Below are 12,736 nucleotides of genomic sequence, written 5' to 3' on the forward strand. Positions count from 1 at the left end.
TCCTTCATCCAAGTATTTTCATAAGTTCAAAACACATTCTTCCGTTGTGATACGGGCATTTCCAGGGCTCAACTATGGGTTTCTTTGAAGGTGTACCGTCAGGACTGACCTCCCAGAACCACTCTGAGCCTTCTCTTTTATCTATCAGAGACTCCTCCACAAAATCCCATAGGGTCTCCGCGCCTTTAAGATATCTGGTGTCCTCTGTTTTCATAAACGCATTCACAAAGCCTACCATGGCCTCAGCCTGAACCCACCAGATTCCGGTCTCATCGACAACGCCGTTCTCGCATTCATTTACAAAATACCTTCCGTTAAAGGCCTTTTCGTAGGTTTCCGCTGCCATTTCAAGTGTTATCTTTTTTATGTCATCAAGAACTTCCTTTGTTAACGCATTCTCTCCCAGCACCTCAACCGCACGATCAATCAGCCAGGATGCCTCAATATCGTGTCCGTAGCTGTGAAGATCCAGAAGGCTTCTATATTTTTCATCGAAGAAAACCTCCTGCCTTCTCTTATCAGCGTTATATATCTTGCTTCTCACAATATTAAGAAGCGCTGCCAGCTTCTGGCCTACCAGTTCATGCTCCTCTATGCCGGCTGTCACCTTGTACAGCTGTGTGTAGGCTTCAATGACGTGAAGCGCTGTGTTCATGGTCCTTTCTGCGATCACTCCGTTTTCAGAGAGCTTGTGGTTTGCAACCGGATTAAATTCTCTGGTAAAGGCTTCGCAGTAGCCTTCCTCATCCCTGCATTTATTCTCGATTATTTCGAAGATTTCCAGTGCCATTCTCAGAGCCTCTTCGTCCTTACTGGCTTCATAGTATTCAGCCAAAGCGTAAATTGCGAAAGCCTGATTGTATGTATGCTTGGTATTATCAAAGAGCTTCCCATCATAGGTAAGTGACCAGTATATGCCGCCATAGGTCTCATCAATACAGTAATTTTTCAGGAAATCATAGGCGTGCCTGGCCTCTCTCAGAAGGCTCTCGTCCCCCAGTTCCACGTAAGCCCTTGAGAAAAACCACATTATTCTGCTGTTAAGGATGCAGCCCTTCTCTGCCTTTTTGTCCACGTTCAGGTCATAGTCCATGTATCCGTAGAAACCGCCATGCTCACTGTCATGAAGGCTAGTCCAGAACGGGATAATGCCATTCATAAGTTCGTCTTTAATTCTGTGTAACATCTCAAATACCTTTCTCTTTTAACTAATAATGTTGCTTAATATCAGGTCATGTGTGGTTTAGGTAAATTTAGCTTTATTTAGCTAAATATTTTGTCGTTTAGCCTAATATTTAGCGTGATTGTAGTATTATTTAAGTTATTTGTCAATATTTTCAACTTAATTTTAAGTTAAAACACAACAAAAAAGGAAGCCATAAACCTGTTATGACTTCCATAGGTATCTCAAAATGAAAACATCAGCTCGAAGCCCTGCTTTACTGGTTATTCTGATATAATCATTTAAGAGAGTGATGTGGGGTGATTTTTATCTAAGACGATACCGGTATCGGTGGGTTTTACCTGTAATTAATATGCTGTGGCATTTACTTGTCTTTACTATAACCTTATGGATTGTCACGTAGTCATAACATTCATCTGGGAAAAATTACGCGACATTTGTTTAATGAAATAAAAATGACGCGTAGAAAATACCTATTTTATGCATTTCACTACGTGATATTTGCTTAAGCTTGGATTAATCACGTAAGTAAGCCCTAATACTAATACAAAAACTACGCGACATTACTCAACATACAAAAAGAACACGTAGGAACAAGCTTTTTGCGATAAAGTCCTACGCGCAATAACTGAAAAATAAGAATTGAACACGTAGCAGCCCCACAAGAATATTAGCCAACAAATATTTGACTGATTGTTTTAGAAAAATCAGTAAAGAAAATGAGGAAAAATATGGAATCCACAAAGAATATAGAAACTGAAGAAAAGCAACAGAAATGCAATGAAGATAGTCTCCTTATTCGTTCCCTAAAGACAGGCCTGGTCGCAATTGTCCATGCCAATCTTGTGATACTTCTGTTTAATTCGATTGATCTGATATGGATTGATTTTATAGACCCTGTAGTTTTTATGATTGCAGCAATTTTACTGGTTATGGCGATTACCTTCGCTGCGTTTCTTTTTTCAAACAAAAAATTATTTAAGGCACAGAATAAGAAAAACATGCCGCTTATTTACTTTGCTGAAATATGCATCTCCTACCTCATTCACGAAGTTATTTGCTGGTATATACAAAGGACAGCTCCGGCCAGTGCGGATCTTGGGCCATATTTTTTTAAACTGGTTTCTACTTTGCCCTATTTCCCAGTAGGAGTGTTTACCATCATCAGCTTTATGAAAAGTAAGTCAAGAAAAATAATCCCCACTATCATTTTGGTAGCAGGGATGGTTTATCTGGCATTTGTAGTAGCACCTTTTTGGGCTCTATTATTTTGAGGGATACCCTGATTAACGCGGCATATTGCCTTAGCTTTGTTATAATCCAATTCCTACTCCCCTTCTCCAATTGTCATACTTACTGCGCTATCTGCCTGATATAGAGCTGCCCAGATGACCTGCTCTTACCAGCCGTTTTTATGAAAAATAGACGCTTACCAGTTTTCCCTCAATAAATACCAAAACTATATACGTTTATAAGAATAATTCCGCATATTATTCCGATAACCAAGCCCGTAAAATGGCCAATAGAATCTATCTTCTTAGAAGTTGTCATGAGTGCCAGCAAGACAATTGTAGGTATCATGGACTTCAGGCCCGCAAACCCTCTGACAGAGAACGCTATGACCATATAAATCCCGAGAAGTCCGCATATTACGCCTGATGCACCTATGCACAACGTAAATGGCGCTGACTTTTTATGGATTCTTGCAGATAAAAAGCCGCCAAATAGCATTATTACTGCGTAGCACAAGGCATAGCGCCAGGCTCCCAGCATATGCTCCAGTACTCTTCCGATATTGTATAGAGAGTACATATTACAGGCGAGGTGCAAAAACTCCTTCTGGGTAAATGCCGCCGTCACTATCCTGTAATACTGCTTTTCCTGAATACTCTTTATATATGATGAGCCCAGCCAGGATATATTCAGCTTCTTTATATTGATCAAAATAAATATCACTATGTTTATCGCTATAATCCCGTATGTGATGGGATATTCCGCAAGGTTAATGGTCTGCATCTCTTCTTCAACGTTTAGTTATGGTATTTGTTATTTTTGCTCATTCATATAATATAACACGAAAAACGACCCGGATTCACCTGAAGGTCTGCTCCGGTTCAATTTATATTACAAAATTAAGATTTCTACACTAATATGTAGCGAAATTAATCAAAAATCCCCAATACAACTGGCATTCCTCATTTACGACACTTCTGTCATTCCATTTTTCCACTCTTCACCCAACCATTTCAAAAAAATTTAAAGTCATCTCTTGACTCTTCCCTTAGGGCACCCTGTAAATTTATATTATCGACAGAAAACAATAAAAATACTTACATAGTTATGCTCAAAGGAGGAGAAAAGGGATGAAACTTTTCATAAATGAAACAGCTAAGGTAAAGACACAGTATTCAAAGGCAAATGGCCTTAACACAAGACTTTCCATTCACGAAAAATATTCAACTAACAAAATGGGACTGGGAAACTGGTTTTTTACTTTATATAACATTGAAAACGGGATGAAGGTGTTAGAGCTTGGCTGTGGCACCGGTGCGATGTGGACAAACCACAAGGATGAAATAGAAAAATGCTCTGAAATAGTATTCTCCGACTTTTCAGAGAACATGGTAGAAACTGCAAAGACAAATATTGGAACATTTCCAAATGCAAAGTATCAGGTCATTGATATTCAGGATATTCCCTTCGAGGATGGCTATTTTGATATAGTTATCGCCAACTTCATGTTATATCATGTGCCTGACTTAGAGAAGGCACTTTCTGAAGTCAGCAGAGTCCTCAAAAAGGGCGGAGTCTTCTATGCCGGCACCTCCGGAGAGCACGGCGTAATGGAGACTATCGTAAGCTGGCTTGGATTTGAAGGCGTCTATGTTAATACATTTTCGTTGGATAATGGAAAAGAGAGACTTGAAAACCATTTTTCAGATGTGAAGATCATGAAATATGCAGATTCTCTTGAGGTTACAAGCCTTGATGATCTGATGGAATACATATACTCCGGCATCACTTTCAAGAATGCGGTCACTCTTCCGAAGGAAGATGTCAGAGAAATCCTGGAAAGCCACATGGAGAACGGAGTTCTGACTCTTCCAAAGGAGCCCGGAACTTTTGTATCAATAAAGTAATCCTTTTCATTGTCCTTGAGAAAATGGGCAGAGAATAAATCTTTCTCTGCCCATCTCATTTTTAATCATCTGTCTCCTTCGCCATAGCCATCGCTACGCCGCCAGAATTAAATTTCTGCACCTCTTCGCTGCCAAAGAGCGCCTGTTCATCAAGTTCAAATTCTCTGACTGTATTCTCAGCTTCCATAGCAGTCTCATTCGCGGATGCGCTTTCTTTAAGCTGCTTTATATACCTGCTTTCATAGCCAAGCTCCTTTGCGAGATATATAACACCTGCCAGTTTAAGGACTTCACCCTGCTCAAAAGCGATTTGGGCGTTTTCTTCTATCTTTTTCTCACACATACCGCGGGGATATTGCTTCAAAACATCTACCGCCATAAGGAAATATGCTTCATCAACATCGCTTAGACACTCAAAAAGAAAATCTATTCCCTCCATATTTTTGGGATTCCCAATCACTTTTAACAGCTCTACGCCATTACAAACGCAAAACTCGTTCTGATATTCCTTAAAATCAAGATATCTTGTCAGAGGAACCCTCTTACCGGTAACAGCCGCTGCTGTGCTGGCTATTTCCCTGTCCGATAAAACCCTCTCAAATATAGTGGTACTTATCACGCCATCCTTGGAGATGGGCCTGTATCGCTGATTCTTGTTATTGTTCTGCCAGTAATTGTGACTGCTACTAACAATGGATTTCTCCCACAAATATCTGACCCTGCCCCAGTCTGCTTTGGAGAGCCTGGACCTCGGGCCTCTTAACGCAGTATTGAATTCAAGCCCGGCTTTGGGCGGAACAGATTTATAGTATTTTCCCCTGTCTTCAAAAAATGTCTCTATCTCGCTCTGAACATGCGGAAGCCAGGCCTTTTTAGGAAGCTTAATGACCATTCCATCTATGGTATACAGCTCGTTTAGCCTCTTGTTGTACCCACAGAGCAAATCTGTCGGAAAATATCCGCCCAGGATACACACCCACTTATCACTTCTGCTCACCTTTATATGTCGGGATTTTTTGCCGCTTTTACTTACATAGTTGGTAAAATTCTCCCTTGCGATCATCTCTTCTGCTTTGCCCTTGCCAAGCATTTTTTCAAAGTGAGGAAATTTGTCATAATTGGTGATTATATGCGGATCACCCTTTTTGTACTTACTCTGTATGCCTACGCACCCATTTTGAGCAAGAATAACATTTATTAGTTCAGGTAAAGCGAATATTACAAGAAAGACAGTGAACACGGGAATAAACATGTCGGCTTCCGATGGGAAAGCTCCTTCAATACCCATGAATATCATTCCGGTAATAAAAAAAGAAATAGCCGCCCAGCCTATAATCAGAAATGATATAGCAAGCTGAGCAAATGCTCTTTCATACCATTTTCCATGGTCTATTTTGTCACGTAAGTTTTCATATATGCGATACATCTATTACTCTTTTCATACAAATGGAATATATGCCGCGATAACAGCGACAATCAGTGCCGGATTTTATCTTAAGCCATTCTCCAAATCGCTCAAATGCAGCCTCTATCCCTACGAGCTCTCCTACTATCGTTCCAATGGCAAGGCTTATTACTACCAGTTTTCTCCTAAAATAGTGCTTTTTTATCAATCCTTCGAAGCTTCAAGCACCAGTTCTTCACCCGGTTTGACGATTATTCTTCCGGGAACCTCGAAGCTTTCAGCCACAGACTGATCAAAGCAGTTGGTCTTATCTGCAGGGATCATGTGATAGGGTATGTTATGCTTTGCGCCTACAGTTTTAGCGCACTCTATAGCTTCTGACACATCCATGTTGTAAACTCCGTCACAGCAGAAAAATGCATAATCAAGCTTTCTGTCTGCCAGTTCCTTCATCTGCGGAGTTGTAGAAGTATCTCCTGAAAGATACAGAGTCACACCATTTGAAAAGGTGAGGATAAATCCCACACATTCCTTCGCATCATGGTTCTTATTGTAGCCTGCCTCAACAGCTTCAACCTTCACATATCCAAGATCAAAGCTCTGATGCTGCCCACCGCTTAAGGCTTCTATCCATGTGATAGTCTCGCAATCTGCATTCTTCGCAGCTATCGTATCTGTCTGAGTGTGATCAAAATGTCCATGTGTCATGAGAATAAGATCTGCCGGTACATCATAGCCTTCTCCAGCAAAAGGATCCACGTAGATCACCTTTCCCTCAGATGTAGTAATTCTCATGCTTGCGTGTCCCTGATACAAAAGTTTTGCTGCTCCCATTTCATCTCCTCCATTTTCTGCTTCTTCCGTTACAGGAAAAGCCTCCTGATCCTGCATGGTTTTATCATCTGTATTCGGTTCAGAATCACCTTTTTCAATATCCCCTGTCCAGTCGATAATTCCACCGAACTCATAAACCTGCGAATATCCCATATCCGCAAGCTTTTGCGCCGCTTCTTTACTGCGTCTTCCGCTTCGACAGTATACAAGGATAATCTGGTCAAAGTCAGGAAGCTCCACAGGCGGTTCCACATCGATGCTTTCATTAGGAATGAGAATTGCGCCAGGAATATGTCCCTCTGCGTACTCATCCTCCCTGCGGACATCGACGATAACATGGCCATCGTCCTTTGCCATCATCTCTTTTGCTTCGTCCTGGGATATCTGCGTATACATGAATGTTTGAAACATTCCATCACCGTCCATAACCTGCCCCTTTTCGCCACAGGCTGTGAATAGTAAAAGGAACATCATCACAAAAGTAAGCCACCATTTTTTCATCATTTATCTGTACCTTATCCCTAAAACATCTATGAATCTCTCCAATTCACCACCGTGCGATCAATAGCAATCCCAGGTGAAAAATGCTTTATCAAAATTCTGATTCTTTAAATTTTCTTCATCTATGAAGAAACCGCCAACTCCGGAGTCTCCCCACATGATATCCTGGCCTTCCGAATCCATCTGGAAAAGAAGGATATCGTTTTCACCATCACATCGAGGATCGTCCTGAGTAAAGAATGGATATCCGAAGATCTTATGTCCTGTTCCGCCGCAAAAAGCCTCTGACAGATGATCATAGTCCTTCTCATCCATAAAACTGTAAAGCTTGTAGAAGCCCTTTATCTCTACCTTGTCCATATCAACGTTATAGAGCTCTCTTAACTTATCTGCCACTGCCTTTTCAAAGGTATTGCATCTTTCGTTAATGAACTCCTCACCTTCAGAAAATGTAAGGCTGTAGCTCTTATAAAGCGGCATATACTCGTCATTATCTGAGCTCAGATCACTCACAGCCCTTATTCCAAGCGCTTTTACGCTTTCTTCAGTAGCAGAAGGATCGATGTCCTTATGATAAATAACCCTGAAGCCATTCTCGTCATCGTATCCGTTTACATCATCGCAGCTTATAAAATACTGCAGAAGACCTGAATCCGGAAGACGCGGGTCTCTAACATCAGATAGGTTTATCTGCGCAAGGAGTATAAGCCTTTCGTCATGTGAATTTACTGGATACTCCATGCCTGCCGGCCAGTAAGGATAGCCACCAAATTTGCTATCTGTTATCTTCAGCTCATTATTTTCAGTTGTTTCTATATTTATGACCTTTCTTACGGTCTCCTTTTTAATGCTCTCAATTATAACGTCGAGCTTTTCTCTTGAAATAACAAGCTTGTTATCTTCTACATAGACATCGTCCGAATCCCCCGCTTTGTCATTGGTGTCGAGCTTGAAATCAATCTCAACTTCCTTTACTTCACCGGAAGTAAGTGCCTTAATTATGCTAAAAATCCCCATTCCCAACTACTCCTTTTTCTTTTTCCTACTTCAATATACTTAATAGCCCTCAAAACAGCAATACTAAAAAAACTATTAAATAAGCATGGCCGGTAATCTATTGAAAAAGGAAAAACTCCGGAAGAAGCTCCCACCTACATAATAACAAAGAAAGATGGCAACACCGGAGAAGTTACCTACAAAAAGCCAGCAACAAAGGCAGAAAACATAAAAGAAACAGAGATAGTTCCCGCTGAAGTAGTTCTTCGGGATGGCAATACCTACAAGGTAACCAAAGTCGGTGACAGAGCTTTCGCAGATATCGCCGGCAAGGAAAAAATCAAAGAAATCAAGATCGGTGATAACACCACAGAAATCGGCGCCGAAGCATTCAGAGACCTTCCTTCACTTAAAAAGGTAACTTTTGGCAAAAATGTAAAAAAGACCGGAAAGAAGGCATTTTTCAAGTGCAAAAAAGCTTAAGAATCTAACTGTAAAGTCAAACAAACTCACCAAAAAGAGCTGCATTGGCAAGAACGCTTTTACCGGAACCAATAAAAAACTCAAGATCAAAATTAAAGTATCTAAAGGAAAGACCAAATCTTCTATCATTAAAGTTTTCAAACAGAAAAAGATCGGTTATAAGAGCACCTGGACTCTATGAGAATCTCCGTATCTCGTATTATAAAGAATTGGCCTTTCCTACGCGATGTTTTATAGTTTTATAACTTTTGTAGTGTAGGATTACTTTTAGAATTGCCCCGGGCTACGCGACTTTTTATAGCTTTATAACTTCTGTAGTGTAGGATTGCCCTTAAAAATTGGTCTGCTCTACGCGATGTTTTATAATTTTATACCTTATGTAACGTAGACCCACTCTTAAAATTGGCCTAGTCTACACGTCTTTCTGTAGATTTATGCCTTTTGACAAGTAATCTTATCCCCTAAGATTTTCGGAGCTACTCGACATTATTATCTCTAAGCCATCCGACGCGTAATACCGCTTTCCATCCACATCAATAGCAACCTCAGAAAAAAGCCCCCTGCCACGAAAGGCAGGGGGCCACAATTATATCAGGTCTACAATAGGTTTTGTCACGAACCCAATATTATCTACATGCTGGAGATAATCATATATGCAGACCATACATATATCATTATAACTATGTGTCATAAAAATTTTATCACTATTACACATATAATGTAAAGGCGCTCAAACACTGTATCCCTGCTATTTGGTAAATTTTATAAAATATTTATAATTACGTTATATCGAAAAAAAGAGCGGCTTACTCATCACAAATGAATGTAAGCTGCCCATTTCATGCTAATCTTACTATCTAAAACACTCTGTTTATAAACCTAAAAGACATTCCCGATTGATTTAAGATTATCACTTCTGTAAAATGTTTATATATAATATCGAATGTAAATATATATTATCCGCCAAAATTTTCAGAGGGCGACAAGGAGCGGCAAAATGAGCGAGACAAACAAAACTACATCAGAGGATCTTTACAAGCTACTTCTTGAGGACATCAGAATAACTGATGATAAGCGCTTCAAGGTAGATAAATCCGTTGAAAAAATCAGAAACTCAATCATTAAAGGCTTTGAAGAGCAGGTCTTTTTCGAGACTGAAGGTTTAGGCGACCCTGTCTCATACAAAAGAGCTGCGGAAAAATCCCTAATGTATTACATTTCTTCAGGGGATATTGCAAAGGTCATCTCTCTTATCAACAGCTTTGATCCTACAGAAAATCACTATCAGCCCGGAGAATTCAATGATATAGGAGAAGTCTCCGAAAATCCATTTTTACAGGCTATCAGTATGTTTGTAAGCGGTATCACCTTGTACACAAGAGCTGCTCTGGACGGCGGTCTTCCCGATCATATCGCATATTCACTGAGCGATAACTACATCAAATACGGGCTTATGGTGACAAGCATCCCCAAGCTCAACCACCTGCAGAACTGTGCGCTCTACGACTTTACCTACCAGGTGCACAACTACAAATACAGGAACTGCGGTCTTTATGTAAAAAAATGCTGCGAATACATATACAGACACCTCCACACAAAGATCACCCTTTCGGATTTAGCTGCGATTGTTGGGAAAAGTGAAGGCTATGTCTCCAAAATTTTCGAGCAGGAGCTTTCCGTAAGGCCTACGGTTTTCATACGAGACAGGAAAATAGAGTATGCGGCCCATGCACTTGAAATAACGGACATATCCGTTGCTGCCCTCTCTGATCTCTTATCATTCCCTAGCACCAGTGCCTTCATAACATATTTCAAGCAAAAATATGGCTGCACTCCGCTTGAATACAAGAAAACGCACTACAACAAAAAAGAATCCTGATAAATAAAAAGCAAGTAGGAAATTTCATTGTGAAAAATTTTCTACTTGTTTTTTTCTGAAAAAATATGCTTTAATATATTACAGTTCTATTTATCTAAGACATTCCGTTTTGTAATTAGACATCCCGACAAATTTATTATTTTTCCGGTAATATTCCGGATTTTTCAAGTTGCTTATTTAACACCATAGGCGCTTTATTTTCATGCGCCGAAATTGCATTACGGAGAGAGGAATTATGAAAAAAACAAGTTTATTTGCCCCTGTTGATATGACAGAGGGAACGCCGGTAAAACAGATAATAACATTTACTATTCCCATGTTACTTGGCAATATCGCCCAGCAGCTCTACAACACAGCCGACAGCATAATCGTTGGCCGCTTTGTCGGCGATAATGCCCTTGCAGCCGTTGGAAGTGCAGGCCCTTTACTTAATCTTATGCTTGTACTTTTTATGGGAATCTCAGTAGGTGCTTCAATTATGGTTTCCCAGTATTTTGGTGCAAGAAAAAGGGAGGAGCTTTCAAGGACGATCGGTGCAAGTATCACGCTTACTGGAATTGCATCACTTTTTATCATGCTTGTGGGACCGATAATAACAAGGCCTATTCTGGAGCTCCTTGGCACACCTGAAAGCATCATCGACTGGTGCACCAGCTATCTCTGGATAATCTTCATTGGAATTGCGGGCAGCGGCTATTACAACATCATGAACGGTGTCCTGAGGGGACTTGGCGATTCCGTATCAGCACTCATTTACCTTCTTGTAGCCACTTTTCTTAATATCGGCCTTGACCTTGTATTCGTGGCATATCTTGGTATGGGCGTTGCAGGCGTAGCCCTTGCTACAGTAATTGCGCAGTTTGTATCAGCATTTTTATCAATCTGGAAGCTCACTAGAATGTCCGAAGTTTTCGATTTTAAGAAGGAATATCTTATACCTGAAAAGAAGTATTCCGGCGAGCTGATAAGACTTGGCTTCCCTTCAGGTGTTACGCAGGCTATCTTTTCAATGTCAATGATTGTTGTTCAGAACCTCACCAACACCTTCGGTGCGCAGTACATCGCAGCGAACGTAATCGTTATGCGTGTTGATGGCTTTGTTATGCTCCCTGCCTTCTCCTTCGGTTCTGCCATGACAACCTTTGCAGGTCAGAATATTGGAGCAGGAAAAATGGAAAGAGTTGAGCATGGCGCAAAAAGCGGAACCATCGCAGCCATGGCAATCTCCGCATTTCTTTCTGTTTTGATCCTTATTTTTGGAAGATTTATCATGGGTATTTTCACAAGTACTGAAGAACTCATCACCTTGAGTTATAATATGATGAGAATCCTGATAATCGGATATATTGCGATGGAAGTCACTCAGTGCCTCTCCGGCATCATGCGCGGTGCAGGTGACACCACAACTCCTATGTGGATATCGATGTTTTCATCTATCCTCATGAGAGTTCCCATGGCGTACATATTCGTTTATCTCACCAAGTCTCCCGATCTTCCACAGGGGAACTGCTATATGATGCAGATGTCCATGCTGGTTACCTGGACAATTGGTGCATTCATCACCTACATGACTTATAAGAAAGGAAAATGGAAAACAAAGGCTATATGAATGACAACTCACTGATCCGTTTTATTGCACTAAATATCGCAGTCCTGTGCATTGGCCTGTCTTTAATTCAGCTTGGCGCCGCTAAAGACTTTGAAGACTATGTCTCTGTTCCTGCATATATTGACAATGTCTCATCAGAAATAAGATATTCAAGAAAAGGCGCAAAAACAGAGTACACCTTTGATGTTCACTGGTTCTACGAAGGCACTGAGCATATAACAACCAAGAAAACTTATGTTGATGCACCGGATTACAACCTTTCCGAAGTAAGAGTTAATCCCGCCACAATGGAAATGTCACTTGGAAGCGTCCAAGGAAGTATTGATGGAGCGCTCCTTACTGCCGGCGTGTCAGCAATTTCTCTTTTTATATGGCTGATCTTCTTTCTGTTCTCAAAGAACAGGAAAAAAGAAGTGCTTGGAAACTGTAATATCTCCATAGGAATCGGCATTGTTGGTCTTCCTATATGCCTCCTATGTACGTATGCGGTTTTATCGGATAGCCGGTATTACTCCAGCGCTCCTCCAATAATAATGCTGGATATCTGCTTTGCCATATCACTTTTAGCAGGAATATTAGTAAAGAAAACGGTCAGGAAATGCTTTGCCTGATTTATGATAACAAAGAGGACAGCGTTACGAAATATAAGGTAAAATGTAAAGAGACGGATTTTGTAAATGTTCATCTTTAAGAGCCTGTTTTTATG

At 40.5% G+C, this 12,736-nt stretch carries 12 protein-coding genes; 6 read left to right on the forward strand and 6 right to left on the reverse strand.

Features of this window, described 5'->3' with window-relative positions; all coding sequences use genetic code 11:
• Positions 1-4: 4 nt before the first annotated feature.
• Positions 5-1,186, reverse strand: a complete 1,182-nt coding sequence (locus tag G587_RS0110575) for an AGE family epimerase/isomerase (protein WP_035786366.1) — start codon at positions 1,184-1,186, stop codon at positions 5-7.
• A 728-nt stretch (positions 1,187-1,914) separates the two neighbouring features.
• Between G587_RS0110575 and G587_RS0110580 the strand changes: the two genes are divergently transcribed.
• Complete coding sequence (locus G587_RS0110580) at positions 1,915-2,457, forward strand: hypothetical protein (RefSeq protein ID WP_026492217.1); 543 nt, start codon at positions 1,915-1,917, stop codon at positions 2,455-2,457.
• A gap of 169 nt (positions 2,458-2,626) precedes the next feature.
• Here the strand turns inward: G587_RS0110580 and G587_RS0110585 are convergent, their stop codons facing one another.
• Positions 2,627-3,199 carry a rhomboid family intramembrane serine protease gene (locus tag G587_RS0110585; RefSeq protein WP_026492218.1) on the reverse strand — a complete coding sequence of 191 codons (573 nt, stop codon included), beginning with the start codon at positions 3,197-3,199 and terminating at the stop codon, positions 2,627-2,629.
• A 347-nt stretch (positions 3,200-3,546) separates the two neighbouring features.
• Between G587_RS0110585 and G587_RS0110590 the strand changes: the two genes are divergently transcribed.
• Complete coding sequence (locus G587_RS0110590; RefSeq protein ID WP_035786368.1) at positions 3,547-4,323, forward strand: class I SAM-dependent methyltransferase; 777 nt, start codon at positions 3,547-3,549, stop codon at positions 4,321-4,323.
• Between the two features lie 61 nt (positions 4,324-4,384).
• On the opposite strand, the gene G587_RS0110595 is transcribed toward G587_RS0110590, so the two are convergent.
• The 4 genes from G587_RS0110595 to G587_RS0110605 form a co-directional block, all read right to left on the reverse strand.
• On the reverse strand, positions 4,385-5,611 hold the full coding sequence (locus G587_RS0110595) for a hypothetical protein (RefSeq protein ID WP_196812561.1): 1,227 nt from the start codon (positions 5,609-5,611) through the stop codon (positions 4,385-4,387).
• Between the two features lie 121 nt (positions 5,612-5,732).
• Positions 5,733-5,936 carry a DUF554 family protein gene (locus G587_RS26755; RefSeq protein ID WP_081679413.1) on the reverse strand — a complete coding sequence of 68 codons (204 nt, stop codon included), beginning with the start codon at positions 5,934-5,936 and terminating at the stop codon, positions 5,733-5,735.
• Positions 5,933-7,066: a rhodanese-like domain-containing protein gene (locus G587_RS26255; protein WP_242830070.1), complete on the reverse strand. Its 1,134-nt coding sequence runs from the start codon at positions 7,064-7,066 to the stop codon at positions 5,933-5,935. The genes G587_RS26755 and G587_RS26255 overlap by 4 nt, the downstream gene beginning before the upstream one ends.
• A 57-nt stretch (positions 7,067-7,123) precedes the next feature.
• Positions 7,124-8,080 carry a YwqG family protein gene (locus G587_RS0110605; protein ID WP_026492222.1) on the reverse strand — a complete coding sequence of 319 codons (957 nt, stop codon included), beginning with the start codon at positions 8,078-8,080 and terminating at the stop codon, positions 7,124-7,126.
• A gap of 222 nt (positions 8,081-8,302) precedes the next feature.
• Between G587_RS0110605 and G587_RS26870 the strand changes: the two genes are divergently transcribed.
• From G587_RS26870 to G587_RS0110620, 4 genes are all read left to right on the forward strand, one after another.
• The gene (locus tag G587_RS26870) at positions 8,303-8,542 is read left to right on the forward strand and encodes a leucine-rich repeat protein (RefSeq protein ID WP_442855755.1); all 240 of its coding nucleotides are present in this window, start codon (positions 8,303-8,305) and stop codon (positions 8,540-8,542) included.
• A gap of 997 nt (positions 8,543-9,539) precedes the next feature.
• Positions 9,540-10,421 (forward strand): helix-turn-helix transcriptional regulator, encoded by an 882-nt coding sequence (locus G587_RS0110610; protein ID WP_026492223.1) that lies wholly within the window; start codon positions 9,540-9,542, stop codon positions 10,419-10,421.
• A 235-nt stretch (positions 10,422-10,656) separates the two neighbouring features.
• Positions 10,657-12,030, forward strand: coding sequence for an MATE family efflux transporter (locus G587_RS0110615; protein WP_026492224.1), 1,374 nt, complete (start codon positions 10,657-10,659; stop codon positions 12,028-12,030).
• Positions 12,027-12,641: a hypothetical protein gene (locus G587_RS0110620; protein ID WP_196812562.1), complete on the forward strand. Its 615-nt coding sequence runs from the start codon at positions 12,027-12,029 to the stop codon at positions 12,639-12,641. The genes G587_RS0110615 and G587_RS0110620 overlap by 4 nt, the downstream gene beginning before the upstream one ends.
• The last annotated feature ends 95 nt before the right edge of the window (positions 12,642-12,736 follow it).

This window comes from Butyrivibrio sp. XPD2002, assembly GCF_000423945.1.
Classification (GTDB): Bacteria; Bacillota; Clostridia; order Lachnospirales; family Lachnospiraceae; genus Butyrivibrio.

What these genes read in the sequence shown, in the direction of transcription:
- G587_RS0110575 (WP_035786366.1), bottom strand. Translation starts at nt 1,186, where the DNA reads ATGTTACACAGAATTAAAGACGAACTTATGAATGGCATTATCCCGTTC.
- G587_RS0110580 (WP_026492217.1), top strand. Translation starts at nt 1,915, where the DNA reads ATGGAATCCACAAAGAATATAGAAACTGAAGAAAAGCAACAGAAATGC.
- G587_RS0110585 (WP_026492218.1), bottom strand. Translation starts at nt 3,199, where the DNA reads ATGCAGACCATTAACCTTGCGGAATATCCCATCACATACGGGATTATA.
- G587_RS0110590 (WP_035786368.1), top strand. Translation starts at nt 3,547, where the DNA reads ATGAAACTTTTCATAAATGAAACAGCTAAGGTAAAGACACAGTATTCA.
- G587_RS0110595 (WP_196812561.1), bottom strand. Translation starts at nt 5,611, where the DNA reads ATGGGTATTGAAGGAGCTTTCCCATCGGAAGCCGACATGTTTATTCCC.
- G587_RS26255 (WP_242830070.1), bottom strand. Translation starts at nt 7,066, where the DNA reads ATGATGAAAAAATGGTGGCTTACTTTTGTGATGATGTTCCTTTTACTA.
- G587_RS0110605 (WP_026492222.1), bottom strand. Translation starts at nt 8,080, where the DNA reads ATGGGGATTTTTAGCATAATTAAGGCACTTACTTCCGGTGAAGTAAAG.
- G587_RS0110610 (WP_026492223.1), top strand. Translation starts at nt 9,540, where the DNA reads ATGAGCGAGACAAACAAAACTACATCAGAGGATCTTTACAAGCTACTT.
- G587_RS0110615 (WP_026492224.1), top strand. Translation starts at nt 10,657, where the DNA reads ATGAAAAAAACAAGTTTATTTGCCCCTGTTGATATGACAGAGGGAACG.
- G587_RS0110620 (WP_196812562.1), top strand. Translation starts at nt 12,027, where the DNA reads ATGAATGACAACTCACTGATCCGTTTTATTGCACTAAATATCGCAGTC.